The organism is Massilia sp. Root418, assembly GCF_001425265.1.
Lineage (GTDB): Bacteria > Pseudomonadota > Gammaproteobacteria > Burkholderiales > Burkholderiaceae_D > Rugamonas.
The window spans coordinates 876,807-903,311 of record NZ_LMEC01000011.1 but is presented as its reverse complement, the minus strand read 5'-3'; the positions used below and the strand labels follow the sequence as shown (position 1 = coordinate 903,311).

Sequence of the window (26,505 nt, the reverse complement as noted above, 5' to 3'; positions counted from 1 at the left end):
GGCTTACGGGGTGTAGCCGGGAATCCTCGACTCGTCCACGTGGTCCAGCTGGCGCGCGTCGACGTTCTTGTGCGCGAAGTCCAGGTAGACCTTGGAGCGGATGAAGATGTCGAACAGGTCCGGGTCGATATGGCCGTTCAGGCTGAAGTTGCCCAGGATGCGCAGCGACTCCGACAGCGGCTTGCCCTTCTTGTAGGGCCGGTCGCGCGCAGTGAGCGCCTCGAAGATGTCGGCAATGGCCATGATGCGCGCCTGCACCGACATCTGGTCCTTGGTCAGCCCGCGCGGATAGCCCTTGCCGTCCATGCGCTCGTGGTGGCCGCCGGCGTATTCCGGCACGTTCTGCAGGTGCTTGGGCCAGGGCAGCGATTCCAGCATGCGGATGGTGACGGCGATGTGGTTGTTGATTTCCTTGCGTTCCGGCTCGGTCAGGGTGCCGAAGCGGATGTTCAGGTTTTCCACTTCCTCGGCGGTGAGGAAATCCTGCTCCTCGCGCACGAAGGGCGGCTCCTCGGCGCCCGGCTCCTTCTTGAACACGCGCGGACCGGTCCAGCGGCGCGAGGCGATGCGCAGCACGCGCTCCTGGTCTTCCTGCTTCATGCCCTCGCCGCCCACGTTGGCCGCGCGCAGGAACTGGCGCTCGGCCTCCAGCTGCGCCAGCTCCTCGGCCAGCGCGGCGTCGATGGCGGCGTGGTCGGCCGCGCCGCCCCCGGCCAGCTTGGCTTTCAGCGCGCGGATTTCGGCGTCGCGCATCAGCACCTCGTAGCGGGTGGACACCATGTGGATGCGGTCGAAGATGGTTTCCAGCTTGGTGCCCTTGTCCACCACGTGCACCGGGGTGGTGATCTTGCCGCAGTCGTGCAGCAGGCCAGCCAGCCACAACTCCTTGCGGTCGCCGTCGTTCATGCGGAAATCGGCCAGCGGGCCGGTCTCGGTGTTGTGCACCGCCTCGGCCAGCATCATGGTCAGCTCGGGCACGAACTGGCAGTGGCGGCCGGTATAGGGCGATTTTTCGTCGATGCCGATGTTGATCAGGTTGACCAGCGCTTCCAGCAGGTCTTCCAGCTGCTGGATCAGGCGCTGGTTGGTCAGGGCCACCGCGCCCTGCGCCGCCAGCGCCTCGATGAAGCGCTGGTCGGTGGGGCTGAAGGCGCGGATGGCGCCGCTGGCCGGGTCTTTCGCGTTCACCAGCTGCAGCACGCCCACCAGCTCGCCCTCGTGGTCCGTCATCGGCACCGTCAGGAAGGACTGCGAATGGTAGCCGCGCTGCTGGTCGAAGGAGCGCATGCCGGAGAAGTTGAACACGTCGGCCTGGTACACGTCCTCGATGTTGACCGACAGGCGGAAGTTGGCCGAGTAGGCCGCCACCGAGGACAGGTTTTTGTCGCCCTGCTCGTCGAACAGCGGCACGGCCGGAATGTCGATCCGGTCGCCGTGGGCGCCGCCCTGGCGGATGCCCAGCGTGTCGTTGACGGAAATGTGGAAGCACAGGCTGGCGCCGTCCGCGCTGGGACGGTACAGGGTGCCGCCGTCGGCATGGGTCATGCCCTTGGCCACCATGAGTATGCGTTCGAGCAGCTCGTCGGTCTCGTGGCTGGCCCCGAGGGCGACGCTCAGTTCCGTCAGCTGATCCAGCCGCTGCGCGATTTGTATGTGGTTCAGCTCTTGCATGGTGTTTTTTATAAGCTTTTTAAAGCACAGGCGTGTAGTGGGAGTGTAGCCTCAGTGCAAGCCGCTGTACATTGGAAATGCGCCGAAATGCGCGCGCGGTACGGCCGCTCCGTCCAACACGCTCAAATTCGCAACTTTTGGCCCAGATTTCATGAAAAAAAGGCTATCATCCGAGGGGGATCGCCACTTGCCTGTTCAATCATGGTTCATAGTGAACAGGCAACAGAAGGGCGGCAGTGACAGAACGACAGCGGGAAAAGCTAAGGGTAGAGAGCATGAAATTCAAATTTTGGGGGGTGCGCGGTTCCATCCCGTCCCCGGGTCCGCGCACCGCGCGCTACGGCGGCAACACCACCTGCATCGAAGTGCGCAGCGACGACGACACCCTGATCATCATCGACGGCGGCACCGGCCTGTTCTCGCTGGCGCAGTCCCTGATCGCCCAAAAGAAAACCCCGGTGCAGGCCAACATCTTCATCACCCACAGCCACTGGGACCATATCCACGGCCTGCCCTTTTTTACCCCGCTGTTCATCAAGGGCAGCCGCGTGCGCCTGCACGGCACCACCGACCCGGACACCGGCAACGGCATCGAGCACGTGATGGGCGTGCAGCTGCAGAACAGCTATTTCCCGGTCAGCGAAACGCAGATGGACGCCACCATCGAGTACCGCACGCTGGCGGTGGGCGAAGCCATCGAGGTGGGCGACGCGGTGGTCTCGAACGTGATGATGAACCACCCCGTGATCGACCTGGGCTACCGCATCGACTGCAACGGCAAGTCGGTGTTTTTCACAGGCGACCATGAGCCGCACTACAACATCTACCCGGAAGGCCACCCCGAGCACGCGGCCTACCAGCAGCACATCGAGGAGCGTGCCTGCGCCGTGGAAGACAAGGTGCGCGGCGTGACCGCGCTGATCGTGGACTGCTCTTACACGCGCGAGGAATACCCCGCCAAGCAGGGCTGGGGCCACGGCACCTTCGACTCGGCTTTCGACCTGGCCATCAAGGCCGGCGCCAAGCAGCTGTACTGCACCCACCACGAACCGACCCGCAGCGACGACGAGCTGGAAGCGGTGTTCGCCGAAGTGATGGCGCGCCGCGCACCGCTGCCGGAAGGCTTGCAGGTGGTGCTGGCCTACGAAGGGCTGGAAGTGGCGCTGTAGGCCGCGCTTCGGCTGTACCATCGGCGCCCACGCATTGCAAAAAAGGCATTTGCTAATGGACAAGCGTCCGGGCCGCCGCTAAACTGAATCCGTGTTGTACTGCAGCATAACTGGTTTGCGTCTGCACGGGAGGTTCAGTGAGCGAAGAAAGTGCTATCCAGTCCTGGCAGGATCCTGCCGACGCGTCCATGGTCAACCGGATGCGTTCGCTGCTTGCGGCTTCCTGCCTGCTGACCCTGTACATCGATCCCGGCGCCATGGGCCGCACCAACGGCTACACGGCGCCGGTGTTTGCGGCTTTCCTGGTCTACAGCCTGGCGCTGGACTACAGCCGCGCGCGGCGCTGGGCGCGCGCCGTGGCCTGGGTGGACGTGCTGTGGTTCTACCTGATCGTGCTCAGCACGGGCGGCTCCAGCAGCTTTTTCTACCCCTTCTTCTTCTTCGCCATCCTGAGCGCGGCCTTCACTTCCGGCCTGGCCGCCGGCGCCCGCATCACCATCGCCTCGACCCTGCTGTTCGCCAGCACCGCCGCGCTGGCCACCAGCGACGACGAACTGGCGCGGGTGCTGCTGCGCTCGACTTTCATGCTGGCGCTGGGCTATATGATTTCGCACTGGGGCGGCATGGTGGTGTCGCAGCGGCGGCGCCTGGAGCTGCTGCACGAGGTCAGCCAGCAATCGAACCCGCGCTTCGGCGTCGACCACACCCTGGCCTCGGTGCTGGACAAGACCTGCCGCTTCTACGGCGCCAGCACCTGTTTGCTGCTGCTGCGCGACGCCGACACCAATGAATGGATGCTGCGCACCGCCACCGCCGACCAGCCCGGCCACGCGCTGCACGACAAGCGCCTGAGCGCCGAGGCGGCCGAACCGCTGCTGTGCGTGCGCAGCGGCCAGGTGCTGCTGTACCAGCGCCCGCTGTGGCGCTGGCTGCGGCGCGGCCACGAGGCGCACGAATGCCAGCGCGCCGGCAGCGCCTGGAGCCGGGTCGAGCCCGGCCCGGCCGGACGCCTGGCCGAGCTGCTGGACGCCATTTCGCTGATCGCGGTGCAAGTGCCGCTGCGCCGCGGCGAAGGCTGGCTGGTGGTGGCTTCCACGCGCGACCACAGCCAGCAGGACGCGCTGTTCCTGCTGCAGATCGCCAGCCAGGCCTTCCCCATCATCGAGAACATCGCCCTGCTCGACCGCATGGCCTCCGAAGCGGTGCTGCGCGAGCGCGAGCGCATTGCGCGCGACATCCACGACAGCACCATCCAGCCCTACATCGGCCTGCGCCACGGCGTGAGCGCATTGCGCAAGCGCGCCGCGCCGGACAACCCGCTGCTGCCGGACCTGGACGGGCTGCTGGAGATGATGGGCCAGGTGATCGTCGACCTGCGCCGCTACGCCCAGACCTTCCGCAGCGGCGAGGCGCCGCGCGAGCCGGAGCTGCTGGTCGCGCTGCGGCGCCAGGCCAGCCAGGTCAAGCAGTTCTACGGCATCGACATCACGGTCGACAGCACCGGCCAGCTGGCCGTCAACGACCGCCTGGCGGCCGAGGTGTTCCAGATCGTCAACGAGGGCATGAGCAATATCCGCAAGCACACCGAGGCGCGCAACGGCGCCGTCACGCTGGCGTGCGACAAGGGCGAGCTGCGGGTGCGCATCGAGAACGACTGCCGCAGCGTGACCCAGTCCGACTTCCTGCCGCAATCGATCGCCGAGCGTGCCTTCGCGCTCGGCGGCAGCACCCGGGTGCACGCCGGCACCGGCCGCCGCACGGCGATCGAAGTGGTGATTCCAGTCTGAGCCGCCGATGACCCCGCCGCCGTCCGCGCGCATCCGCGTCCTGCTGGTGGACGACCACAAGACCATCTTGTGGGGATTGGACCGCCTGGTCGGCAGCGAGGCGGACGGCATGGAAGTGGTGGGCGCGGCCTCCGACATGGCCGGCGCGCTGGCGCTCACGGCGCAGCTGGCGCCGGACGTGGTGGTGCTGGACCTGGACCTGAACGGCAGCAATTCGCTCGACATCCTGCCCACGCTGGCCGCCGCGCCCGGCACGCGGGTGCTAGTGCTGAGCGGCACCCGCGACCGTGAGCAGCTCGACCAGGCCGTGCTGCGCGGCGCGCGCGGCGTGGTAGGCAAGGATGCTGCGCCCGAGATCATGCTGAAAGCCATCCGCAAGGTGCACGAGGGCGAGCTGTGGCTGGAGCACGGCATGCTGGGCCGCATTTTCGAGGAAATGCGCAAGCCGGCCCACATCCCGCCGCCGCAGGCCGACCGGCTGGCCAGCCTGACCCTCAAGGAACGCAAGATCTGCCAGCTGCTGGCCGACGGCGGCGGCGCCGTCAACAAGGCACTGGCCGAGCAGCTCTACATCTCCGAACACACGCTGCGCAACCACCTGACCGCCATCTACCACAAGCTGGGCGTCACCAACCGCCTGGACCTGTACATCTTCCTCACCACCCCGCCAAACGGCCGGCACGACGGCTAAACGCGCCGCGCAGCCCCGGCGCCCGCCGCGTCCGCGCGCGACTGTTGTTTTTTGCCAAATTCTCACGCTTTGTCACCGCCGAAACGGGATATTTGCGTGTTGTCATTCTGAGACTACCGCCCTGCAAGCCGCACCGTTACGTGCTTCCGTGACAAATGTCCTGCCTGTTGGAAATGGAAATAGGGTGGGTGTCATGGACGGAAAATGACATTCGTCTGATGTAGCGCAATGCCCCCAGGAATATATTGTTTCCATGGCAGCGCTCATCAGCACCGCCCAGCGAGGAGAACAGCATGCACGCAGCAGACAGCCGGCCGGTCTCCCCCAAGGGCTTCCTGGGCAGTGAACAGGGCGCCACCTTTTACGAAGCAGTATTGCTGGCGGCATTGGTGAGCGTGGTCTGCATCATCCTGCTGCTGGCGCTGGGCAAGGGCATCTGAACCGCCGCACCCGGTTCCGGAGCACGTTCCATCCGGTGCATTTCACTAACCTAGGAGAATCATCATGCAAGCAATCCAAAAGTTCTGGCTGCAAGAAGACGGCGTCACCGCGATCGAATACGGCCTGATCGCCGCACTCATCGCAGTGGCCATCATCGTCGGCGTGACCGCCGTGGGCACCAAGCTGAACACGATGTTTACCAACATCAGCACCAAGATCAGCGGCGTCACCCCGGCCGCCTGAGCGGCCACTGCGACACGGAACGGGCCCTCCCCCGTTCCGGCGCAGCCCAGGCGCCAAGCGCTCCATCCCGCATCCAGACACAGCGAGGGCTATCATGCAACGCCTCCTCAGCTTCTTCCAGAACACATCGGCAGTCACCGCGATCGAATACGCGCTGCTGGCCTCCCTGATCGCCGGGGTGGTCATCGTGGGCGCCACCGCCTTCGGCGACGCGCTCGGCCAGCTGTACACCTACGCCAGGGACCTCATCGTCCTTGCCCTGCAATGAAACCTCTGACCACAGCGGCCCCGGCGGCGCACTTGGCCGGCCCCGCCCGCGCACTGCTGCGCGACCTGGCCCCTGCCCTGCGCGCCCACCGCTGGCTGGCCCTGGCCATCGGCGCGCATGCGCTGGCCGCCGCCGCCGTGCGCGTCCGCTACCACAGCGGCGCAGGCGTGGGCACGCTGCTGGCCGGCTACGGCTCGGCGCTGCTGGTGGGCCCGCTGTTCGCGCTGGCCGGCTACGCCCTGTACGTGATGCTGTTCATCCGCCCCCGCCTGCTGCTGCGCCACCTGGGCCGGCAGCTGCGCGGCTACCTGAGCCGCGAGCGGGTGCTGTTCGCCCTGCCGGCCGTGCTGCTGCTGGCGCTGTTTGCCGGCAGCTTCACCGAATTGAAGGCGGCCGTGCCGCTGATCCAGCCCTTCGCGCTGGACCGCCGCCTGGCCGAACTGGACCTGGCGCTGCACGGCGGCACCGCACCCTGGGCCTGGCTGCAGGCCGTGTTCGGCCACCCGCTGCTGACGGCTGCGCTGAACCTGGTGTACCACCTGTGGTTCTTCATCATGTTCGGGCTGACGTACTGGCTGGTGTTCAGCAGCGAGCGCGCCGCCCTGCGCATGCAGTTCCTGTTCAGCTTTGTGCTGTCCTGGGCCCTGCTGGGCAACCTGATGGCGGTGCTGCTGTCCTCGGCCGGGCCTTGCTACTACGGCTACGTGCTGGACGGCCCCAATCCCTACGCCGCCCAGATGCACTACCTGTACCAGGCCGACCGCGAAGTGCCGCTGCTGGCGCTGCGGGTGCAGGAGCTGCTGTGGCAGGACTACCGCCACAGCGGCAATGTCTCCGGCATGGCGATCTCGGCCATGCCCAGCATGCACGTGGCCAGCTCGGTACTGATGGCCCTGGCCGGCTGGCGCCTGAACCGCGCCGCCGGCACGGCGCTCACGCTGTTCGCGCTGCTGATCCTGGCAGGCTCGGTGCACCTGGGCTGGCATTACGCGGTGGACGGCTATGCCGGCGCCATCGGCGCGGCGCTGCTGTGGATGCTGGTCGGCCGGCTGCAGCCAGCGCAGCCGGCCGCCTTGGGCGGCGCCAAGCCGGCGGGGAGCACCCATCATGGCTGACGCCATGCTGTACACCATGGCGCACACGATGGCCCGGAACATGGGCCGCGCGCTGCCGGACACGCTGCCGGATGCCCTGGCCCACGCCTTCCATAAATTCAGCGCCGATCCGCGCATGGCGTTGCCGCTGCTGCTGCTGCTCGGCCTGCTGGCCTCGGCCGTGTGGCACGACGTGCGGGCGCGCCGCATCCCCAACGCCCTGGTGCTGCCCGGCGCGCTGGCCGGGCTGGCGCTGCAGGGCGCGCTGCCGCCCGGCGCCGGCCTGTACAGCCTGCCCTTCGGCGCGCTGGGTCTGCTGCTCGGCCTGGCCGGCATGGCGCTTGGCCTGGCCCTGCTGCTGCCCATGTATATGCTGGGCACCATGGGCGCCGGCGACGTCAAGCTGCTGGCCATGGCCGGCGCCTTCCTGGGCCCGCAGCAAGTGCTGGGCGCCGGCCTGCTGTCGCTGCTGGCCGGCGGCCTGCTGGGCCTGGCGGTGGCGGCGCGGCGCGGCGACCTGGCGCGGGTCTGGGCCAATCTGCGCACCATGCTGCTGTCGGCCGTGCTGCGCCGCATCGGCGGCGGCAGCGTCAGCGTGGACGCCCCTGCGACCCCCACCGGCCAGCTGCCGTACGCCATCGCCATCGCGGCGGGCACCGCACTGCAGCTGCTGCTGTCCGATTTCCCTGCCTGGCGCGAGCTCCTATGAAAACCACCACTACTCCCCTGCGCGGCCTGCGCACCTCCCGCGCGCTGCATGGCAGCGGCGCCCTGCTGCTGGCGGCCGTCTGGATCACCTTCTGCTACAGCCACCTGCTGGCCTGGCAGCACAGCGGCCTGTACAGCTACCTGCTGTTTGCCGGCTCGGAATCGCTGGTGGCCATGCTGTTCCTGCTGCGCGACCGCCCGGCCGCCGTGTCGGACGCGCCGCTGGACTGGCTGCTGGCGCTGGCCGGCACCGCCACGCCCATGCTGTTCACGCCGGTGGGCAACGGCGTGCTGCCGGGCGGCGCCGTGCTGATCGCGGCCGGCGTGCTGCTGCAGATCGGCGGCCTGCTCTCGCTCAACCGCAGCTTCGGCCTGGTCGCCGCGCGCCGCACCGTCAAGACCGGCGGCCTGTACCGGGTGGTGCGCCATCCGCTGTATGCCAGCTATCTGCTGATGTACCTGGGCTATGTGCTGGTCAACACCAGCCTGGCCAACCTGCTGCTGGTGCTGCTCGGCGTGGCGCTGCTGATGGCCCGCGTCGTGCGCGAGGAACGCTTCCTGGCGCGCGACCTGCACTACCTGGACTACATGAACCGGGTCAAATACCGCCTGATTCCCCTGCTGTTCTGAGACAAGGACCCTGCCATGCCCGCCGATACCGATCCCGCCGTGCTGCCCCAGCCGGCCCGCCCCCATCCGCTCAAGGCCGCGCCGCGCAAGCCGGCCCCGCGCAGCGTGGAGGAAACCGGCCTGCCCTTCCTGTTCCTGACCGAACTGCTGGGCAAGATGCTGGCGCTGCGCGGCCAGCTGCGCCTGGCCGAACTGGCCGCGCTGAGCAAGCTGCCGCCCAGCGTGCTCGACCCGCTGCTGGCCTTCCTGCGCACGGAAAAGCTGGCCGAGATCGGCCGCCGCGGCGCCAGCGGCACCGACGCCGACCTGTACTACCACCTGACCGAGGCCGGCCGCCAGCGCGCGCTGGACGCGCTGCAGCGCGACGCCTACGCCGGTCCGGCGCCGGTGACGCTGGCCGACTACGCGGCCCAGGTACAGCAGGACAGCGTGCGCCACATCGGCATCTCGCGCGAGCGCATGCAGGACGTGATGGGCCACCTGGTGATCAGTCCCGAGCTGCTGGGCCAGCTGGGCGCGGCGCTCAATTCCGGCCGCGCCATGTTCGTGCACGGCCCGGCCGGCAGCGGCAAGACCTACCTGGCCGAGCGCCTGCGCCTGCTGCTGCAGGGCGAGATCACGCTGCCTTACGCGCTGATGGTGGACGGCGCCGTGATCGCCCTGTACGACCCGCTGGTGCACAGCATGATGGAGGAAGGCGTGCCGCCGCCCGGCATGTTCGACCGCCGCGCGCCGCGCGACCAGCGCTGGCTGCGCAGCGCCCGCCCGGCGGTCCTGACCGGCGGCGAGCTGACCCTGGACATGCTGGACCTGCGCTTCGACGCCGCCTCGCGCCTGTACCTGGCGCCGCCGCACCTGAAGGCCAACGGCGGCGTGTTCATCATCGACGACCTGGGCCGCCAGCGCTGCTCGCCCAGCGAGCTGATGAACCGCTGGATCGTGCCGATGGACCGCCACCTCGATTTCCTGGCGCTGCAAAGCGGCTACAAATTCCCCATCCCCTTCGATGTGACGGTGGTGTTTTCATCCAACCTCGCGCCGGCCGAGCTGGCCGACGCAGCCTTCCTGCGCCGGCTCGGCTACAAGATCCACGTCGGCGCACTGACCGAGGCGCAGTACCAGCGGGTGTTCCAGCTGCAATGCGAGCAGCTGGCCATCCCCTACGCCGAGGAGCACTTCCGCTACCTGCTGGAGCAGCTGCACGGTGCGCAGCAGCGTCCGCTGATGGCCTGCTATCCGCGCGACATCCTGGGCCAGGTGTGCGACCTGGCGCGCTACCAGGGCTGCGCACCGCAACTGGGCCGGCCGGTACTGGACTGGGCCTGGAACAATTATTTCACCGGCGCCTGATCCCGGCGCAACGCCCGCAAGGCAGAGGAGACGAACATGAGAAACACACGCGCACTGGTAATGATGCTGATTGCCGTGGTCCTGGCCGGCGGCGCCGTGCTGGTGGCGGCCCGCTGGATCAATGGGCAGGCCGCCAGCACGGCCGGCACCGGCAAGGTGGCGGTGGCGCTGGTCGACATCGCGCTCGGCTCGCGCCTGAATCCGGACATGGTGCGGCTGGTGGACTGGCCGGCCAACGCCATGCCGCCCGGCGCCATCAGCGACCCCAAGCTGCTGGCCTCGCGCGTCACGCGCGCCAGCCTGCAGCGCGGCGAGCCGCTGATGGAAGGCAAGCTGGCGCCGCCCGGCACCCAGGGCGGGCTGTCGGCGGTGGTGGCCGAAGGCAAGCGCGCCATGACGGTGCGGGTCAACGACGTGGTGGGCGTGGCCGGCTTCGCCCTGCCCGGCAACTTCGTCGACGTGCTGGTCAACACCCAGGAAGACGGGCCGCGCCACGCCGGCATGAAGGACGCCAGCATCTCCAAGATCGTGCTGGAACGGATACTGGTGCTGGCCATCGCCCAGGAGGCGGGGCGCGACGAGACCAAACCCAAGGTGGTCAACGCGGTGACCCTGGAGCTGTCGCCGCAGCAGGCCGAGCGCCTCGACCTGGCGCGCAGCGTGGGCACCTTGTCGCTGGTGCTGCGCAACCAGGCCGACCCCGACCCGGTGCGCACCGACGGCGCCACCAAGGCCAGCCTGCTGGACGCCAGGCTGGCCGCCGTGCTGCCGGCCGCGGCGCCGGCGCGCCCCGCGGCGCCGGCCCGGCCGCGCCCGCAGCCGGCAGTGCGCGAACCCGGCGACATGGTGGAAGTCATGCGCGGCACCGCCGTCAGCTTTGAACGGTATTAAGCCCGGCCCACGCGGCCAGCCACAGGAGAACCTCACATGAAATCACTCAACGCAAGGGCGCCAGCGGCGCACCGCCTGCTGCCGGCCCGCGCGGCCTGCGCGGCCAGCGCCGTCTGCCTGGCGGCCGCCTTCCCGGCCACGGTCCTGGCCGCCGCCGGGGTTGCCAGCCCCGCCGCCGGCTGCGACAGCGTCACCACCACGGCCGAGGCAGGCAAGGCGCAGGATGCGCCGCGCCGCCTGCCGCCCGCCAAGGGGCAGGCCGTCACCACCGCCGTAGCGCTGGCCGAGGGCCGCTCCGTGCTGCGGCCGCTGGAGGCACCGGTGGCGCGCCTGTTCGTCAGCGATCCCTGCGTGCTGGACGCCAAATACATCCAGCCCAACCAGCTCTACCTGATCGGCAAGCGGCCGGGCGCCGTCAACGTGATCCTGTGGAACCAGCAGGGCGAGGCCAGCATCCTGGACGTGACGGTCAACATGGACACGGCCGTGCTCAAGGCCAGCTACGCCATGCTGCCGGAACGGGTGGGCGAAGCGCTGCGCATCACGCCGGCCGGCGACACCCTGATCCTGTCGGGCACGGTGAGCGACGTGGTGCAGGCCGAGCAGGTGCTGGCGCTGGCCAATGCCCATCTGCAGCGCGGGCGCCACGGCGAAGGCCAGGGCCAGGCGGGCGGGCCCAAGGTGGTCAACATGCTGGCCATCGCCGCGCCGCAGCAGGTGATGCTGGAGGTGAAGGTGGCCGAGGTGTCCAAGACCCTGGTCGACCAGCTGGGCGCCAGCCTGGGCATGAGCCGCACCATCGGTTCCTGGACCTACACCGCGCTGACCAATCTGCTGAGCAACAACCCGGCCGTGATCGACGGCTTCAACAACCGCAACGGCAACTTCCTGACCCTGGACGCGCAAAAGCGCGACGGCCTGATCAAGGTGCTGGCCGAACCCACCATCATGGCCATCAGCGGCCAGGAAGCCAGCTTCCTGGCCGGCGGCAAGATCTTCATCCCGGTGGCGCAGACCAACAACGGCGGCCAGCAGACCATTACGCTGGAAGAGAAGGAATTCGGGGTGGCGGTGAAGTTCACGCCCACCGTGCTGGCCGGCGGCCTGATCAACCTGAAGGTGGCGCCCGAGGTGTCCGACCTGAACAAGGAGGGCGTGGGCATCACCGCCACCGGCGTCAGCACCACCGCCATCCTGCCCTCGTTCACCACGCGCCGCGCCACCACCACGGTGCAGCTGCGCGACGGCCAGAGCTTCGCGATCGGCGGCCTGATCAAGAACAACGTGACCACCAACGTCAAGGCCTTCCCGGTGCTGGGCGAGATCCCCGTGCTGGGCGCGCTGTTCCGCAGCAGCGATTTCCAGACCGACCGCAGCGAGCTGGTGTTCGTCATCACGCCGCGCCTGGTCAAGCCGCTGCCGCAGGACTACCGGCTGCCCACCGACGGCTACATCCAGCCCAGCCGCAGCGAGTTCTTCTTGCAGGGCAAGCTGGAAGGCCAGCCGCCGGCCGGCCAGCCCGCCCCCGCCCCCACGGCAGCGGCCCCCGGCAACGGCGGCTTCGACCTCAAATAGCCTTTCACCAGCAGGAGTCCACCATGAAAACCGCCACCTTGCTTTGCCTGGCCCCGCTGCTGGCCGCTTGCGCGCAGCAATCGCCGCGCATCGACGCCGGCATGGAACAGTCGCTGCGCCTGCTCACCGTGCAGCAGGTGCGCTACCCGCGCGCCGGCGGCGAGGGCGCGCTGCCCGACGGCATCGACGGCCGCGCCGCCGCCAGTGCCTACGCCCAGTACCAGAAATCGTTCCAGACGCCGGAACCGCAGCCGCAAGCCTTCACCATCGGCATCGGCGGCGGCAGTGGCAAAGGCAAATAGGTCCCGCCATGTCCACCTTCCTCCCCGCCGGACGGCGCCAGCGCGGCGCCGTGGCCGTGATCGCCGCCATCGCCCTGCCCATCCTGATCGGCTTTGCCGGCCTGGCGCTCGACGGCGGCCGCCTCTACCTGCAGAAGACCGAACTGCAGAACGCGGCCGACGCCTGCGCCCTGGCCGCCTCGCGCGAACTGACCTGCGACCCGGCCGCCGGCGCCTGCGCCCCCAGCTTCCTCATCAACGCGGAAAATGCGGGCCTGGCGGTGGCCGGCCGCAACCGCATCGACTTCCAGGGCAGCCCGCTGGGCGCGGCCCAGCTGGGCGCGGCCGACATCCAGTTCAGCACCACCTACGGCCCGGCCTCGTCCTACCTGTCGCGCGCCGCCGGCGCCAGCGCCGCCTCGAAATATGTGCGCTGCCAGCCGCACCAGAGCGGCGTGCTGCCCTGGTTCATGCAGGTGCTCGGCGTGGGCGCCCAGGCCATCAACGCCGAGGCCATCGCCACGCTGTCGCCGGCCCAGACCAACTGCGCCATTCCGATCGGCATGTGCATGACCGCCACCGGCACCAGCGCCAACCCGTTCAACGGCCTGACGGTGGGCCAGTGGGTGACCAGCAAGCTGAGCTCGTCGGCTACCGGCAGCTTCGACTGGATCGACTTCACGCCCCCGGGCGGCGGCGCCAGCGAGCTGGCCGACCTGCTCAAGGGCACCGGCCAGTGCAGCACTTCCGGCACCAGCAACGTCGGCGAACAGGGCAACAAGGCCAGCCTCGCCAAGGCCTGGAACACGCGCTTCGGCCTGTACCAGGGCAGCGAAAGCGCGACCAGCGCCGCGCCGGACTTCACCGGTTTCGCCTACACGCCCAGCACCTGGCCGTCCAAGGCCAACGCCTATGCAGGTACCAGCGGCGCCACGGCCAACTTCCAGAGCGCGCGCGCGCAGTTCAAGCCCTACCAGGGCGACAGCGCCGCCGGCATCAACATCATCGGCAACCCGACCGCCACCAGCGCGGCCAACCACCAGCAGTACGGCGCCGACCGCCGCCTGGTGACCGCCCCGATCGTCAATTGCGCGGCCTGGGCCGGCGGCACCGGCTCGCAGCAGGTGCCGGTGCTGGGCTATGCCTGCGTGCTGATGCTGGCCCCCATGGGCAAGGACGACGACGAGGTCTACCTCGAATACCGGGGCAAATCCACCGACCTGACCAGCGCCTGCGCCACCTCCGGCGCGGTGGGCGGGCCCGGCAGCATGGGGCCGCTGGTGCCGGCCCTGGTGCAATAGGAGCGGCCATGCCTGTCCTCGCCCCTTGCACCGCCGTCCCGCTGCGCAGCCGCCGTCCCGGCCCGGCGCTGCGCCGCCAGGCCGGCACCGCCGCCATCGAACTGGCCATCCTGACCACGGTGCTGGTGCCGCTGATCCTGGGCGTGACCGAGCTGGGCCGCGCGATCTACCAGTACAACTCGCTGGTCAAAGCCACCCGCGACGCGGCCCGCTACCTGTCCAGCCAGGGCCCAGGCGACGCCGCCGACATCGGCATCGCCCAGTGCCTGGCCGTGCACGGCACGCGCGACTGCAGCGGCGACACCCTGCTGCCCGGGCTGACCACCGCCATGGTGGCGGTGTGCGACAGCAGCAGCTGCGCCGGCACCCACGCCAACCAGGCCACCGGCAGCGGCGTGATCAACCTGGTCACCGTCACCGTCAGCGGCTACACCTTCACCCCGGTGGTGCCGCTGCCGGTGTTTACCAACCTGACCGGCGCCGGCTTCACGTTCAGCGACGTCAGTACTACCATGCGGCAAATCCTATGAACACGCCGATACCCACGCCAGCCCGGCTGGGCCGCCAGCGCGGCACCACCGCAGTCGAGTTCGCCATCGTGGTGGCGCTGTTCCTGATGCTGCTGCTGGGCATGATGGAAATGGGCCGCATGCTGTACTACTGGAACGCGGCGGTGGAAGCGACCCGCCTGGGCGCCCGCGTGGCGGCGGTGTGCGACGTCAACGACAGCGCCATCAAGACGCGCATGACCGCCATCCTGGACCAGCTGCCCACGGCCCAGATCAGCGTGGTCTACGCGCCCGGCGGCTGCGACCTGAACACCTGCACCAGCGTCACGGTCAGCGTGCTGGCCGGCACCTCGATGCCGACCTACATCCCATTCATTCCGCTGGCGCTGACGCTGCCGGCGTTCAGTACCACGCTGCCGCGCGAAAGCATGCGCAGCGCCATCGACGGGATCGCCAACCCGATGTGCGATTGAGGGGCCGGCCGCCCCACGGAAGGAGCAGCATCATGCGTATCATCGTAGTATCGCAAGCGGAAAAACATCTGCTGGACATTGCCCGGCTGCTGCGCGAGCGCAGCACCGCCGACGAAATCGACGTGGTGGCCGGCACCCTGGCCCGGCTGCAGGAGACGCGCGGCGCGGCCGTGCTGCTGCTGCACCAGGCCACGCTGGACAGCGCGGACCTGGAGCAGCTGGAAGTGCTCAGCAGCCGCAACCCGGGCATGGCCATCGTGCTGGTGTGCCAGCCACAGCCGGCCGAATTCCTGCTGCGCGCCATGCGCAGCGGGGTGCGCGAAGTGCTGGCCGCGCCGCTCGATCCGTCCCAGCTGCAGGCGGCCATGCGCCGCATCGAGGACAAGCTCAGCGCCAGCAGCCGCTCGCTGGGCAAGGTGCTGGCCTTTATCTCCTGCAAGGGCGGCAGCGGCGCCACCTTCCTGGGCACCAACCTGGGCTACGCCCTGGCCACCCAGGAGAACAAGCGCGTGGCGCTGCTGGACCTGAACCTGCAGTTCGGCGATGCGTCGCTGTTCGTCTCCGACCGCAAGCCGCTGGCCACCCTGTCCCACGTGGCGCAGCAGATCCACCGCCTAGACGCGTCCTTCCTGGCCGCCTCCATGGTGCAGGTGTGCCCCAACTTCCACGTGCTGGCCGCGCCGGACGATCCGGCCCAGGCCAACGACGTCAAGCCCGAGCACGCCGAGCAGCTGCTGCAGCTGGCGCGCCTGCACTACGACTTCGTGCTGCTCGACATCGGCCGCAGCCTGGACGCGGTGAGCGTGCGCGCGCTCGACCACGCCGACATGATCTTCCCCATCCTGCAGCTGACCCTGCCCTACATCCGCGACGGCAAGCGCCTGCTGGGCCTGTTCCGCTCGCTCGACTACAGCCGCGACAAGATCCACCTGATCGTCAACCGCTATGCCGCCAGCGGCGAGATCCGCCTGAGCGACTGCGAGGAAGCCTTCGGCTCGCCCATGTACAAGACCGTGCCCAACCACTACGAGGCGGCGGCCGCCTCGGTCAACCAGGGCGTGCCCATCCTGCAGCTGGCGCGCACCAGCCCGGTCTCGCGCGCGCTGCTGGAAATGGCGCGCACCCTGGTGGGCGACAACGCCGAAGAATCGCGCAGCTGGCTCTCGCGCATGCTCAAGCGCGCCTGACCCGGCCCACTGACCCCTCCCAGGAGAACTCCTCATGACCACGGAAATCCAATCGCTGCGCGACCGGCTCACCGGCGGCGGCTCGGCCTTCGGCAGCACCGCCCCCTACGCGCTGCCCAAGACCGGCGGCGTCGACAGCAGCACCTACCAGGCCCTCAAGCACCGCACCCACCAGGCCTTGCTGGACCGGGTGGACCTGGAGGGCATGCAGCAGCTGAGCCAAGGCCAGATCCGCGACGAGCTGGCGGTGCTGGTGAGCCGCCTGCTGGACGAGGACACCGTGGTGATCAACGACGCCGAGCGGCGCAACCTGACGCGCGACATCCAGTTCGAGGTGCTGGGCTTCGGGCCGCTGGAACCGCTGCTGTGCGATCCCACCGTGTCCGACATCCTGGTCAACACCCACAGCCAGGTCTACGTGGAGCGCGGCGGGCGCCTGGAGCTGAGCGAGGTGCGCTTCACCGACGACGCCCACCTGATGAAGATCATCGACAAGATCGTCTCGCGCGTGGGGCGCCGCATCGACGAATCGAGCCCCATGGTGGACGCGCGCCTGCCGGACGGCTCGCGCGTGAACGCCATCATCCCGCCGCTGGCGATCGACGGCCCCATCATGTCGATCCGGCGCTTCGCCGCCGAGCCGCTGCGCCTGGCCGACCTGGTGGAATTCCAGAGCCTGACCGGGGGCATGGCCACCATCCTGCAGGGTCTGGGCAAGGCCAAGGTCAACATCCTGATCTCGGGCGGCACCGGCAGCGGCAAGACCACCATGCTCAATGTGATTTCCGGCTTCATCAGCCACAACGAGCGCATCATCACGGTGGAGGACGCAGCCGAGCTGCAGCTGCAGCAGCCCCACATCGTGCGGCTGGAAACGCGCCCGCCCAACATCGAGGGCAAGGGCGAGGTGACGCAGCGCGCGCTGGTGCGCAACGCGCTGCGCATGCGGCCCGACCGCATCATCCTGGGCGAGGTGCGCGGCGGCGAGGCGCTCGACATGCTGCAGGCCATGAACACCGGCCACGAGGGCTCCATGGCCACCATCCACGCCAACAACCCGCGCGAGGCGCTCACGCGGCTGGAGAACATGATCAGCATGGCGGCCGCCACCCTGCCGGTGAAAGCCATGCGCCAGCAGATCAGCTCGGCCATCGGCGTGGTGGTGCAGGTGGCGCGCCTGACCGACGGCAAGCGCAAGGTGCTGTCGATCGCCGAGATCACCGGCATGGAGGGCGAAGTCATCACCATGCAGGAAGTGTTCAGCTTCAAGCAGAGCGGCGTGGACCAGCACGGCAAGGTGCTGGGCGCCTTCCGCGCCAGCGGCGTGCGGCCGCGCTTCTGCGAACGCCTGAAGAGCTTCGGGGTGCCGGTGGACGAGGCGCTGTTCGATCCCGGCAAGGACCTGGGCTAAGGAGGCCGCCATGGACTATCTCTACTACATGTTCGGCATCCTGATTTTCATTGCCGTGGTGCTGGCGGTGGAAGGCCTGTTCCTGGGCTGGAACGCCACCCGCGGCCCGGAAGCCGAGCGCATCGCGCGCCGCCTGCGCATGATGTCGGCCGGCGCCAACGGCCAGGGCAGCTCGATGATCAAGCATCGCCTGCTGAGCCAGTCGCCGCTGATGCAGCGCCTGCTGCTGGGCATGCCGCGCGCGCACCAGCTGGACCGCCTGCTGGAGCAGTCCGGGCTGAGCTGGAGCGTGTCGCGCCTGCTCACCATCATGGGCCTGGCCGTGCTGCCGGTGGCGTGCGCGGCGCTGTGGCTGGGCCTGCCTTCCATGCTGGCGCTGGCGGTGGGCGCGGCCGGCTGCCTGCTGCCGCTGCAGTACGTGCTGCGCCGCAAGCGCCGCCGCCTGCAGCAGATCGACCAGCAGCTGCCGGACGCGCTGGACCTGATCGGCCGCGCGCTGCGCGCCGGGCACGCCTTCCCCACCGCGCTCAACATGGTGGGCAACGAGATGCGCGACCCGATCGCCGCCGAGTTCGCTACCGCCTTCGACGAGGTCAATTTCGGCATCGCCATGCAGGACGCGCTGATGAACCTGGCCACCCGCGTGCCCAGCACGGACCTGCGCTACTTCGTCATCGCCGTCACCATCCAGCGCGAAACCGGCGGCAACCTGGCCGAGCTGCTCGACAACATCAGCACCATCATCCGCGAGCGCATCAAGCTGCTGGGGCAGGTGCGCGTGCTGTCGGCCGAGGGCCGCCTGTCGGCCTGGGTGCTGGGCCTGCTGCCTTTCGGCGCCGCCGCCATGATACAGCTGGCCAACCCGGCCTTCCTGAACGTGCTGTTCACCGACCCGGCCGGCCGCATGATGCTGGGCTTCGCCGGCGGCCAGATGCTGCTGGGCTTTTTTGTCATGCGCAAGATGATCCACATCCGCGTGTAGTACCGAACCTGCCACCCCGGGAGAGCGTCATGAGTCCATTCCAATTAGCCAGCCTGGCCCTGCTGTTCGTGGCCGTGTTCGGCGCCGTGCTGCTGGCGCTGAGCCGCCTGTCGCGCAACCCGGTGCAGCAGCGCCTGGCCGAGGTGGGCGAATCGGCCGGGCGCCGCCGCCGCGCGCCCGGCCCGTGGAGCCGGCGCATGACGCGCTGGGCCAACGCCTTGGGCCAGCTGTCGGCGCCGGAGAAGAGCTGGGAAAACTCGGCCATCCGCACCCGCTTCATGAACGCCGGCCTGCGCCATCCGACCGCGCCCACGCTGTACTTCGCGGCCAAGACCGCGCTGGCCATCGCGCTGCCGCTGGCGCTGTACCTGGGGCTGAACGTGGGCGCCGGCCGGCTGGCGGGCAACTCGCTGCTGATGTGGCTGCTCGTGGCGGCGGCGGCCGGCTACTATCTGCCCAACCAGTTGCTGCGGCTCCGCGTCAAGCAGCGCCAGCGCGAAATCTTCGAGACCTTTCCGGACGCGCTGGACCTGATGACCGTGTGCGTGGAGGCCGGCCTGGCGATCGACGCCGCGCTGGGCCGCGTGGCGCAGGAAATCAGCTTGCGCAGCGCGGTGCTGAGCGAGGAGCTCAAGCTGGTGACGCTGGAGCTGCGCGCCGGCAATCCGAAAGACCGCGCGCTGCGCAACCTGGCGCTGCGCACCGGCGTGGACGACGTCGATGCGCTGGTGGCCATGCTGATCCAGGCCGAACGCTTCGGCACCAGCGTGGCCGATTCGCTGCGGGTGCAATCCGAAACGCTGCGCACCAAGCGCCGCCAGCGCGCCGAAGAGGCCGCCGCCAAGATCGCGCTGAAACTGCTGTTCCCACTGATTTTCTTTATTTTTCCGTCCCTGCTGGTGGTGTTGATGGGGCCGGCCTTCATCCAGATCTACCGGGTGCTGCTGCCCGGCATGAGCAGCCAATAAAAGGAGTCCACCATGTCCCTTCTCCGCCCTCCCCGCCGCGCCCGCGCCGCACGCCTGACCGCTCCCCTGCTGGCCACCTGCGGCACCGCCATGCTGCTGGGCTGCGCCTCCCCGCCGCCCCAGCCGATGCCGCTGGCGGTGCAGCCGCTGATGCGCCTGCAACAGAGCAGCGACCAGAGCGCAGCGGCCTGGTACCAGCTCGGCAAATACCACCAGGAACGCGGCCAGACCAGCCTGGCGATGGGCGCGTATGCGCAATCGCTGGCCCTGGACGGGCGCCAGCTGGACGCTCGCATGGCCGTGGCGGCCATCGACGCGCGCCAGGGCCGCCTGGCCGAAGCGCGCGACGCCCTGCTGGCCCTGGTGGTCGACTACCCGGCGCAGGCGCAGCTGAGCAACAACCTGGGCTATGTCTACCATTTGATGGGCGACCAGCAAGCGGCTATCGCCATGCTGCGGCGCGCGCTGGCGCTGGACGCTGCCAGCGCCAGGGCGCAAGACAATCTGCGCCTGGCCGAAGCCGCCGCTGCCGCCGCTGCCTCCGGTACCCAGCTGGCCGCCACCGCGCAGTCAGCGACAAGCGCACCCGCTGCGGCACCAGCAGCCGCGCCGATCCCGGCCCCGGCCCTTGCTCTGCCTCCCGGCCCGGCCCTGGCTCCTGCATTTCCCGCTGCCTTCGCCCCTGTCGCCCCCGCTGCCGCTGGCGAGGCATTGGACGCCGGCCTGCCGCCGCCCACGCGCGCCGAGTTGCGCCAGGTGCAGGAGCAGCTGCGTCAGCTCCAGGTCCGCCATGCCGCCATCGAAGCCACGGCTGCCGCAGCCGCGAAAACTGCGGCGGATGCGGCAGCCAGTCTGGCCGCAGCATCCCCGGTGGTGCCGCCGGTCCCCGCACTGGCGCCTGCGCTCCCGCCGCCCCGGCTATCGGCGATAGCGACGGCCGCCGCACCAGCCACCGCAACAGCCGCATCACCGGTCCCGCTGGAGATCAGCAACGGCAACGGCGCGCCCGGGCTGGCCAAGCGCTTCCGCCGCGCGCTGGCGCAACTGGGCATCCCGGTGGGCCGCCTGAGCAACGACAAACCCTACCGCCAGCAACAGACCATCATCGAATACCGCCCCGGCTACCGCCAGCAGGCGAGCGAGCTGCAAGCAGCGCTGCGCGGCCAGGCCACGCTGCAGGACGCCGGCCCGCGTTCGCGCAGCAGCCTGCGCCTGGTGCTGGGCAAGGATGCGCCGACCCAGCTGGCCAGCGCGGAGGAAGCCTCCACGCTGCTGGCCGCGCTGGGCGCAGCGGCAGGCACCGGCACCGGCAACTGAACGCAATCCCATCATTCCAAATCCAACCAAAACGGGGTGGCACATGCGAGACCTTACAAAATACACACGGGCAGCACAATTCCTGATGGCCGCCGTCCTGGCGAGCCTGCTGACCGCCTGCGGCGGCGGCGGTGGCGGCCCCAGCGGCGGCTGCGTCACCCTGGACGCCGGACGCGACCCGGCCCTGCCCTCCTGCGGCGGCACCACCAGCAGCACGCCCAGCACCGCCTCCACGCTGGCCATGGCGCTGACTGATGCCAGCGGCGCCGCCATCACCGCCATCTCGCAGCAGCGCAGCGGCACGCTGGTGCTGACGCTGAAAGACGCGCGCGGCGTCGCGGTCCCCAACGTCACCATCACGGTCACCACCACCGACAAGACGGCCGTGCTCAGCCCCGCCGCCGGCAGCGCCCTGACCGATGCCAGCGGCGTGGCGAAAATCGGCCTGAACGCTGGCACGCAGGCTGGCGCCTTCACTGCCACTGCAACAGCAGTCCTTGGCACCGCCAGCCTGACCGCGCAGATCAGCTACGCTGTCAGCGCCCCGGCAAGCATGGTCGCGCTCACCCTGACCGACGCAGCCGGAGCGGCCACCAGCGCCATCTCGCCCGAGCGCAGCGGCACGCTGAATGCCACCGTCAGGGACAATGCCGGGGTGCCACAGCAGAATGTCGCAGTCACCTTTACCAGCAGCGACAAGACCGCCGTCATGGATCCACCCTCTGGCACCGCGCTGACCAACGCCAGCGGCGTGGCCAAGGTCGGCCTGCTGGCCGGCACGCAAGCGGGCGCCTATACGGCGCAGGCCGCCGCAAACCTGGGCAGCGTGCCTTCCTCGGCCTCGCTGAACTACAGCGTCGCGTTCAAGGTGCTTACGCTCAGCAGCATGTCCATGACGCCGTCCACGCTGTCGGCAGGCGGCAACGCCAGCATCACGGTGACGGTGCTCAGTGACGGCACGCCTTACCAGCCGGTACTGCCAGTCACCTTCACCTCGCCATGCGTCTCGGCAGGCAAAGCCGCCATCGGCTCSCCGGTGCTGACGCAGAACGGCGTGGCCACAGCCAGCTACTCGGACCGCGGCTGCGGCGTGGCCGACGTCATCACCGCCAGCGTCGCGCTGGGCGGCACCACGGTCACCAAGACCGGCATCCTGACGGTGCTGCCGGCCGCCGCCGGATCACTCAAGTTCATCAACGCCAACTCCACGAATATCTCGCTGAAGGGAACCGGCGGCTTCGGGCGCCAGGAATTCTCCACGCTCACCTTCCAGGTGATGGACGTGACCGGCAATCCCGTATCCGGCAAGCAGATCGACTTCCTGTTCGCCGACACGACGAGAACGGACACGGTTGGCGGCCTGACCCTGAGCCCGTCATCGGCCACCTCGGCGGCGGACGGCACGGTGACCACGCTGGTCACCGCCGGCACCATCCCCACGTCGGTCCGCGTGGTAGCCACCGTGCGCGGCACCACGCTCACCACGCTGTCCAACATTCTGGTAATCTCCACAGGCGTACCAGACCAAGCACACATATCCCTGTCCAGCTCAACCGGCAATTGTGAGGGTCGCGACTTCGACCAGCACTGCACCTTCATCACTGTCGCGCTGGGCGACCATTTCGGCAACCCGGCGCCGGATGGCACTGCCGTCAATTTCACCACCAACAGCGGCACCATAGGCGCATCGTGCGTCACCGGTTCGCTGCCGCCGCCCGGCGCCACGCCCGATAACGTCGTACCCGGCGTTTCCCCCGGCACTTCGCAAACTACCAACTCCCGCGTCGGTCCAGGGTCCGGCACTTGCACGGTCGAGCTCCGCTCCGGCGCGCCGCGCAATCCGAACGGCAAGGTCGTCGTGCTAGCCTATGCCTTGGGCGAGGAGACACTGTTCGATGCGAACGGCAACAATGTGTACGACAACGGGGACAGTTTCACGGACCTCAGCCCTGACATCTACCGCGACGACGACGAGAACCACGCGTGGTCGCCAGGCGAGAGGTGTATCGGCCCCAATACCAACAGTCGCTGCAGCTCGCCGGGCGATGGCGTGTACAACGGCGTGTTACGTTCACCCGCAACATTCAGCCCGCAAGTGCAATATATCTCGGCTCAGCTCGGTGAGATCTTCTCTGGCAGTAACGCGAACATCGTGTTTTCGCCGGCCGCCCCAGAGTGCAACGCTAACCTGACCGCCGACATCATGGTCACCGTAAAAGACGTTGTGGGCAACATCATGCCTGCCGGGACGGTCGTATCCATGACTGCCTTATTCGGCGCTAGCGGCGCCCCTGCCTCACCCAGCACCATCAAAATCCCGAACGTCGTGCGCCCGGTCGGTGGCAACATTATTCCCCCGTCCTATCTGATCACTGTTGGCTGCCCGACGCAGACGTCGAAGGGCAAGCTGACCGTGACGGTCGTCACGCCAGGCGGCACTACCTCTATAGGCAACATCACCATCAACTGATGGCGCGGGCCCGGGTTACAGCCGCTTCTCAAAGCAGATGGACTCGGGCTTGACGGCGTAGCGGCCGAAGTTGGGAATGACGCGGTAGCCGCGCGCCGCATAGAACGCCACCGCCCGCGTGTTGACGCGGCGCGTCGACAGCCGCAGCGCCTGGTAGCCCAGCGCTGCGGCTTCCTGTTCCAGGAAGGCCAGCACCGCGCTGCCGATGCCCCCGCCGGCGCAGTCACCGCCCTCGCCGCCCTGGCCGCCATGGCCGTGCCGCGCATACATGCGCTTCACTTCCGCCACGCCCTGTTCCAGCGGCCGGAACGCGCCGCAGCCCACCGCCTCGCCGTGCCCGTTGCGCGCCACGGCAAAGCGCGCCAGCGGGCCGCGCACATCGTCCGCGTCGAAGGACGACTGCCCGCTGTCGCCGGTGATGGCGGCCAGCACGGCCGACAGCTCCGCCATCAGCAGCAGCGCCTCCGGCGATCCCGGATCGGCAGCGTGCACCTGCAGTGCCCCGCGCATCGCCCCGCCGCCGGCCGTCCCGCTCACGGCGCGGCCTGTTCCGCGCGGCTGGCGAAGCGCTGCGCCAGCACCGCGCACACCATCAGCTGGATCTGGTGGAACAGCATCAGCGGCAGGATCACCACGCCCAGCGAGGACGTGGCGAACAGCACCTTAGCCATGGGCACGCCGCTGGCCAGGCTTTTCTTGGAGCCGCAGAACACGATGGTCACCTGGTCTTCCTTGCAAAAGCCCAGGCGGCGGCTGATCCACCCCGTCAGGGCCAGCACCACGGCCAGCAGCACGCAGCACAGCAGCGTCAGCGCCAGCAGCGATGGCGCCCCCACCTTCAGCCACAGCCCTTCGTTGACGGAGCGGCTGAAGGCGGTGTACACCACCAGCAGGATGGAGCCCTGGTCGACGTACTTGAGCATGGGCTTGTGGCGGTCCACCCAGCCGCCTATCCAGCCCCGCATGCACTGCCCGGCAATGAAAGGCAGCAGCAACTGCAGCACGATGGACAGCACCGCGTCCATGGACGACTTGCCCGCCGGGCCATGCACCACCAGCGCACTCACCAGCAATGGCGTGAGAAAGATGCCAAGGAAATTGGAGGCCGACGCGCTGCACACGGCGGCGGCCACGTTGCCGCGCCCGACCGCGGTGAAGGCGATCGACGACTGCACCGTGGACGGCAGCATGCACAGGAACAGCATGCCGATGTAGAGGTCGGGCGTGAGCATGGTCATCGCCAGCGGCTTGAGCAGCAGGCCCAGCAGCGGGAACAGCACGAAGGTGCAGCACAGCACCAGCAGGTGCAGGCGCCAATGCGTCATGCCGGCCACGATGGCTTCGCGCGGCAGCTTGGCACCGTGGAAGAAGAACAGCGCGGCGATGGCGGCCGTGGTGACGGCGCCGAAGCCCCCGGCCACGCGGCCGGTGGCAGGCAGGAGGCTGGCGATGGCTACCGTGAGCAGCAGGGCAAGCGTGAAGTTGTCGGGCCGGAGGCGGCGCAGCGGAGCGAGGATGGAGGACATGGCCGTATTTTAGCAGCCGCAGGCCGCATGGCCGGCCGCTGCTGCGCCCAACCGCCGGCCCGGGTGGCGCCCCGCTACTGGCAGCGGGCCGCGAACGGGCCGGCGGCCGCAGTGCCTGCGCTGCGCTCCAGGCCGGCCACGTTGTCCGGGCTGATGGCCAGCGGCAGCGTGCCGCTGGCCGATGAAAACGGCGACGCCGATCCGGGCCGGAAGACCAGGTGCCGCGACAGCCAGGCGGCCTGGCATGCGGTCACGGCAGCGCCTTCCACCAGCAGGGTCACGCCCGACGTCCGCAGCGGCGCCAGCCTGAGCGCCGTGGGATCGGCCGGCGCCGCGCACGCGTCGGGCCCGGCGCCGGCATCGAATTGCACGCAGTAGCGGCCAGGTGCCGCCGCCCCGGTGCCGCCGCTGTAGGCGCACGCCTGGTAGCGGCCGGGCGCCGCAAGGCCGGCCCTCCTTATCGAAAGAACAAAAAAAAATGCCGCCCAGTGCACACCGGGCGGCATGCGCTGCGCGTCTTCCAGGGCAGGCTTACAGGATGTGCTTGCCGATCCACCAGGAGATCGCCGCCACGAAGGCCGAAGCGGGGATGGTGAAGATCCAGGCCCAGACGATGTTGCCGGCCACGCCCCAGCGCACGGCGGACATCTTCTGTGCCGAGCCCACGCCGACAATGGCGCCGGTGATGGTGTGGGTGGTGGACACCGGCACGCCCAGGGCGGTGGCGGTAAACAAGGTGATGGCGCCGCCGGTTTCGGCGCAGAAGCCGCCCACCGGTTTCAGCTTGGTGATTTTCTGGCCCATGGTCTTGACGATGCGCCAGCCGCCGAACAGCGTGCCGAAGCTGATCGCCGTGTAGCAGGACACGATCACCCACAGCGGCGGCGAGGCGTCGGTCGAAGCCGAGTAGCCGGCCGCGATCAGCAGCATCCAGATGATGCCGATGGTTTTTTGCGCGTCATTGCCGCCGTGGCCCAGCGAGTACGCCGCGGCCGAAGCCAGCTGCAGGCGGCGGAACCAGGTGTCGACCTTGCGCGGCGTGGTGCGCACGAAGATCCACGACACCAGCAGCATCATCAGCGAACCGAAGATGAAGCCCAGCAGCGGCGACAGCACGATGAACATCACGGTCTTGATCAGGCCGGCCGATACCAGCGCGCCGGTGCCGGACTTGGCCACCGCCGCGCCCACCAGGCCGCCGATCAGCGCGTGCGAGGACGAGGACGGAATGCCGTAGTACCAGGTGACCAGGTTCCACACGATGGCGCCCATCAGCGCGCCGAAGATGACGTACTGGTCCACCACAGCGGGGTCGATGGTGCCCTTGCCCACCGTGGCGGCCACGGTCAGCTGGTGGAACACGAAGATGGCGATGAAATTGAAGCAGGCGGCCATGGCGACGGCGGTCTGCGGCTTGAGCACGCCGGTCGAGACCACGGTGGCGATCGCGTTCGCCGCGTCGTGGAAGCCATTCATGAAGTCAAACACCAGCGCCAGGAAGATCAGCACTCCCAGCACATAGATGCTCATTTGTACGCTATTCATGGATTGTTCTTTTTCTT

Annotated in this window: 27 protein-coding genes; 22 read left to right on the top strand and 5 right to left on the bottom strand. The window is 68.8% G+C overall.

The features are described from left to right. Nucleotides 1-3: 3 nt before the first annotated feature. Nucleotides 4-1,671: an HD family phosphohydrolase gene (locus tag ASC94_RS11490; RefSeq protein WP_056394536.1), complete on the bottom strand. Its 1,668-nt coding sequence runs from the start codon at nt 1,669-1,671 to the stop codon at nt 4-6. 275 nt (nt 1,672-1,946) lie between these two features. On the opposite strand from ASC94_RS11490, the gene ASC94_RS11485 reads away from it, so the two are divergent. The 22 genes from ASC94_RS11485 (at nt 1,947) to ASC94_RS11390 (ending at nt 23,417) form a co-directional block, all read left to right on the top strand. After that, complete coding sequence (locus ASC94_RS11485; RefSeq protein ID WP_056394533.1) at nt 1,947-2,840, top strand: MBL fold metallo-hydrolase; 894 nt, start codon at nt 1,947-1,949, stop codon at nt 2,838-2,840. A 137-nt stretch (nt 2,841-2,977) separates the two neighbouring features. Beyond that, nucleotides 2,978-4,627, top strand: coding sequence for a sensor histidine kinase (locus tag ASC94_RS11480; protein WP_056394532.1), 1,650 nt, complete (start codon nt 2,978-2,980; stop codon nt 4,625-4,627). Nucleotides 4,628-4,634: 7 nt separating this feature from the next. Further along, the gene (locus ASC94_RS11475; protein WP_056394530.1) at nt 4,635-5,318 is read left to right on the top strand and encodes a response regulator transcription factor; all 684 of its coding nucleotides are present in this window, start codon (nt 4,635-4,637) and stop codon (nt 5,316-5,318) included. Between the two features lie 293 nt (nt 5,319-5,611). Further along, nucleotides 5,612-5,758: a hypothetical protein gene (locus ASC94_RS32480; protein WP_157201388.1), complete on the top strand. Its 147-nt coding sequence runs from the start codon at nt 5,612-5,614 to the stop codon at nt 5,756-5,758. A gap of 64 nt (nt 5,759-5,822) precedes the next feature. Continuing rightward, nucleotides 5,823-6,002: a Flp family type IVb pilin gene (locus ASC94_RS11470; RefSeq protein ID WP_082616415.1), complete on the top strand. Its 180-nt coding sequence runs from the start codon at nt 5,823-5,825 to the stop codon at nt 6,000-6,002. 94 nt (nt 6,003-6,096) lie between these two features. Next, nucleotides 6,097-6,270, top strand: coding sequence for a Flp family type IVb pilin (locus ASC94_RS31725; RefSeq protein ID WP_082616414.1), 174 nt, complete (start codon nt 6,097-6,099; stop codon nt 6,268-6,270). Continuing rightward, nucleotides 6,267-7,385 carry a phosphatase PAP2 family protein gene (locus tag ASC94_RS11465; RefSeq protein WP_082616413.1) on the top strand — a complete coding sequence of 373 codons (1,119 nt, stop codon included), beginning with the start codon at nt 6,267-6,269 and terminating at the stop codon, nt 7,383-7,385. The genes ASC94_RS31725 and ASC94_RS11465 overlap by 4 nt, the downstream gene beginning before the upstream one ends. After that, the gene (locus tag ASC94_RS11460) at nt 7,378-8,073 is read left to right on the top strand and encodes a prepilin peptidase (protein ID WP_229417238.1); all 696 of its coding nucleotides are present in this window, start codon (nt 7,378-7,380) and stop codon (nt 8,071-8,073) included. Before ASC94_RS11465 ends, ASC94_RS11460 begins: the two co-directional genes overlap by 8 nt. Then, nucleotides 8,070-8,702 (top strand): isoprenylcysteine carboxylmethyltransferase family protein, encoded by a 633-nt coding sequence (locus tag ASC94_RS11455; protein ID WP_082616412.1) that lies wholly within the window; start codon nt 8,070-8,072, stop codon nt 8,700-8,702. Before ASC94_RS11460 ends, ASC94_RS11455 begins: the two co-directional genes overlap by 4 nt. A gap of 15 nt (nt 8,703-8,717) precedes the next feature. Then, nucleotides 8,718-10,052, top strand: a complete 1,335-nt coding sequence (locus tag ASC94_RS11450) for a hypothetical protein (protein WP_056394523.1) — start codon at nt 8,718-8,720, stop codon at nt 10,050-10,052. A 36-nt stretch (nt 10,053-10,088) separates the two neighbouring features. Then, complete coding sequence (cpaB, locus tag ASC94_RS11445; protein WP_056394521.1) at nt 10,089-10,943, top strand: Flp pilus assembly protein CpaB; 855 nt, start codon at nt 10,089-10,091, stop codon at nt 10,941-10,943. A 36-nt stretch (nt 10,944-10,979) separates the two neighbouring features. Beyond that, complete coding sequence (locus ASC94_RS11440) at nt 10,980-12,518, top strand: type II and III secretion system protein family protein (protein ID WP_056394518.1); 1,539 nt, start codon at nt 10,980-10,982, stop codon at nt 12,516-12,518. 23 nt (nt 12,519-12,541) lie between these two features. Continuing rightward, nucleotides 12,542-12,820, top strand: coding sequence for a hypothetical protein (locus tag ASC94_RS11435; protein ID WP_056394514.1), 279 nt, complete (start codon nt 12,542-12,544; stop codon nt 12,818-12,820). A gap of 8 nt (nt 12,821-12,828) precedes the next feature. Further along, nucleotides 12,829-14,100: a pilus assembly protein TadG-related protein gene (locus ASC94_RS11430; protein ID WP_056394511.1), complete on the top strand. Its 1,272-nt coding sequence runs from the start codon at nt 12,829-12,831 to the stop codon at nt 14,098-14,100. Between the two features lie 8 nt (nt 14,101-14,108). After that, nucleotides 14,109-14,630, top strand: coding sequence for a TadE/TadG family type IV pilus assembly protein (locus ASC94_RS11425; RefSeq protein WP_056394508.1), 522 nt, complete (start codon nt 14,109-14,111; stop codon nt 14,628-14,630). Beyond that, a complete protein-coding gene (locus tag ASC94_RS11420; RefSeq protein ID WP_056394505.1) occupies nt 14,627-15,082 on the top strand; it encodes a TadE/TadG family type IV pilus assembly protein in 456 nt (151 codons plus the stop codon). The genes ASC94_RS11425 and ASC94_RS11420 overlap by 4 nt, the downstream gene beginning before the upstream one ends. Before the next feature lie 32 nt (nt 15,083-15,114). Further along, the gene (locus ASC94_RS11415) at nt 15,115-16,269 is read left to right on the top strand and encodes an AAA family ATPase (protein ID WP_056394502.1); all 1,155 of its coding nucleotides are present in this window, start codon (nt 15,115-15,117) and stop codon (nt 16,267-16,269) included. Nucleotides 16,270-16,303: 34 nt separating this feature from the next. Next, nucleotides 16,304-17,680, top strand: a complete 1,377-nt coding sequence (locus ASC94_RS11410) for a CpaF family protein (RefSeq protein WP_056394499.1) — start codon at nt 16,304-16,306, stop codon at nt 17,678-17,680. 10 nt (nt 17,681-17,690) lie between these two features. After that, nucleotides 17,691-18,662: a type II secretion system F family protein gene (locus ASC94_RS11405; RefSeq protein WP_056394496.1), complete on the top strand. Its 972-nt coding sequence runs from the start codon at nt 17,691-17,693 to the stop codon at nt 18,660-18,662. 29 nt (nt 18,663-18,691) lie between these two features. Continuing rightward, on the top strand, nt 18,692-19,630 hold the full coding sequence (locus ASC94_RS11400) for a type II secretion system F family protein (RefSeq protein ID WP_056394494.1): 939 nt from the start codon (nt 18,692-18,694) through the stop codon (nt 19,628-19,630). A 12-nt stretch (nt 19,631-19,642) separates the two neighbouring features. Further along, the gene (locus ASC94_RS11395) at nt 19,643-20,947 is read left to right on the top strand and encodes a LytR C-terminal domain-containing protein (RefSeq protein ID WP_056394492.1); all 1,305 of its coding nucleotides are present in this window, start codon (nt 19,643-19,645) and stop codon (nt 20,945-20,947) included. Nucleotides 20,948-20,990: 43 nt separating this feature from the next. Then, nucleotides 20,991-23,417 (top strand): hypothetical protein, encoded by a 2,427-nt coding sequence (locus tag ASC94_RS11390; protein ID WP_157201387.1) that lies wholly within the window; start codon nt 20,991-20,993, stop codon nt 23,415-23,417. Nucleotides 23,418-23,432: 15 nt separating this feature from the next. Here ASC94_RS11390 and ASC94_RS11385 read toward each other — a convergent pair whose 3' ends face one another. The 4 genes from ASC94_RS11385 to ASC94_RS11370 all read right to left on the bottom strand — a co-directional run bounded on the left by ASC94_RS11385 (nt 23,433) and on the right by ASC94_RS11370 (nt 26,488). Next, complete coding sequence (locus ASC94_RS11385; protein WP_307718833.1) at nt 23,433-23,954, bottom strand: GNAT family N-acetyltransferase; 522 nt, start codon at nt 23,952-23,954, stop codon at nt 23,433-23,435. Then, complete coding sequence (locus ASC94_RS11380) at nt 23,951-24,943, bottom strand: bile acid:sodium symporter family protein (RefSeq protein WP_056394483.1); 993 nt, start codon at nt 24,941-24,943, stop codon at nt 23,951-23,953. Before ASC94_RS11380 ends, ASC94_RS11385 begins: the two co-directional genes overlap by 4 nt. A 74-nt stretch (nt 24,944-25,017) precedes the next feature. Next, entirely contained in the window at nt 25,018-25,314 is a 297-nt protein-coding gene (locus ASC94_RS11375; RefSeq protein ID WP_157201386.1) for a hypothetical protein, read from the bottom strand. Between the two features lie 160 nt (nt 25,315-25,474). Further along, nucleotides 25,475-26,488, bottom strand: a complete 1,014-nt coding sequence (locus tag ASC94_RS11370; protein WP_056394477.1) for an inorganic phosphate transporter — start codon at nt 26,486-26,488, stop codon at nt 25,475-25,477. Nucleotides 26,489-26,505 lie beyond the last annotated feature (17 nt).

Excerpts from the sequence above, each read along its gene's own strand:
- ASC94_RS11435 (WP_056394514.1), top strand. The coding sequence starts at position 12,542 with ATGAAAACCGCCACCTTGCTTTGCCTGGCCCCGCTGCTGGCCGCTTGC.
- ASC94_RS11425 (WP_056394508.1), top strand. The coding sequence starts at position 14,109 with ATGCCTGTCCTCGCCCCTTGCACCGCCGTCCCGCTGCGCAGCCGCCGT.
- ASC94_RS31725 (WP_082616414.1), top strand. The coding sequence starts at position 6,097 with ATGCAACGCCTCCTCAGCTTCTTCCAGAACACATCGGCAGTCACCGCG.
- ASC94_RS32480 (WP_157201388.1), top strand. The coding sequence starts at position 5,612 with ATGCACGCAGCAGACAGCCGGCCGGTCTCCCCCAAGGGCTTCCTGGGC.
- ASC94_RS11395 (WP_056394492.1), top strand. The coding sequence starts at position 19,643 with ATGTCCCTTCTCCGCCCTCCCCGCCGCGCCCGCGCCGCACGCCTGACC.
- ASC94_RS11465 (WP_082616413.1), top strand. The coding sequence starts at position 6,267 with ATGAAACCTCTGACCACAGCGGCCCCGGCGGCGCACTTGGCCGGCCCC.
- ASC94_RS11415 (WP_056394502.1), top strand. The coding sequence starts at position 15,115 with ATGCGTATCATCGTAGTATCGCAAGCGGAAAAACATCTGCTGGACATT.
- ASC94_RS11470 (WP_082616415.1), top strand. The coding sequence starts at position 5,823 with ATGCAAGCAATCCAAAAGTTCTGGCTGCAAGAAGACGGCGTCACCGCG.
- ASC94_RS11400 (WP_056394494.1), top strand. The coding sequence starts at position 18,692 with ATGAGTCCATTCCAATTAGCCAGCCTGGCCCTGCTGTTCGTGGCCGTG.
- ASC94_RS11420 (WP_056394505.1), top strand. The coding sequence starts at position 14,627 with ATGAACACGCCGATACCCACGCCAGCCCGGCTGGGCCGCCAGCGCGGC.
- ASC94_RS11460 (WP_229417238.1), top strand. The coding sequence starts at position 7,378 with ATGGCTGACGCCATGCTGTACACCATGGCGCACACGATGGCCCGGAAC.
- cpaB (WP_056394521.1), top strand. The coding sequence starts at position 10,089 with ATGAGAAACACACGCGCACTGGTAATGATGCTGATTGCCGTGGTCCTG.
- ASC94_RS11410 (WP_056394499.1), top strand. The coding sequence starts at position 16,304 with ATGACCACGGAAATCCAATCGCTGCGCGACCGGCTCACCGGCGGCGGC.
- ASC94_RS11440 (WP_056394518.1), top strand. The coding sequence starts at position 10,980 with ATGAAATCACTCAACGCAAGGGCGCCAGCGGCGCACCGCCTGCTGCCG.
- ASC94_RS11455 (WP_082616412.1), top strand. The coding sequence starts at position 8,070 with ATGAAAACCACCACTACTCCCCTGCGCGGCCTGCGCACCTCCCGCGCG.
- ASC94_RS11475 (WP_056394530.1), top strand. The coding sequence starts at position 4,635 with ATGACCCCGCCGCCGTCCGCGCGCATCCGCGTCCTGCTGGTGGACGAC.
- ASC94_RS11430 (WP_056394511.1), top strand. The coding sequence starts at position 12,829 with ATGTCCACCTTCCTCCCCGCCGGACGGCGCCAGCGCGGCGCCGTGGCC.
- ASC94_RS11490 (WP_056394536.1), bottom strand. The coding sequence starts at position 1,671 with ATGCAAGAGCTGAACCACATACAAATCGCGCAGCGGCTGGATCAGCTG.
- ASC94_RS11405 (WP_056394496.1), top strand. The coding sequence starts at position 17,691 with ATGGACTATCTCTACTACATGTTCGGCATCCTGATTTTCATTGCCGTG.
- ASC94_RS11370 (WP_056394477.1), bottom strand. The coding sequence starts at position 26,488 with ATGAATAGCGTACAAATGAGCATCTATGTGCTGGGAGTGCTGATCTTC.
- ASC94_RS11380 (WP_056394483.1), bottom strand. The coding sequence starts at position 24,943 with ATGTCCTCCATCCTCGCTCCGCTGCGCCGCCTCCGGCCCGACAACTTC.
- ASC94_RS11485 (WP_056394533.1), top strand. The coding sequence starts at position 1,947 with ATGAAATTCAAATTTTGGGGGGTGCGCGGTTCCATCCCGTCCCCGGGT.
- ASC94_RS11450 (WP_056394523.1), top strand. The coding sequence starts at position 8,718 with ATGCCCGCCGATACCGATCCCGCCGTGCTGCCCCAGCCGGCCCGCCCC.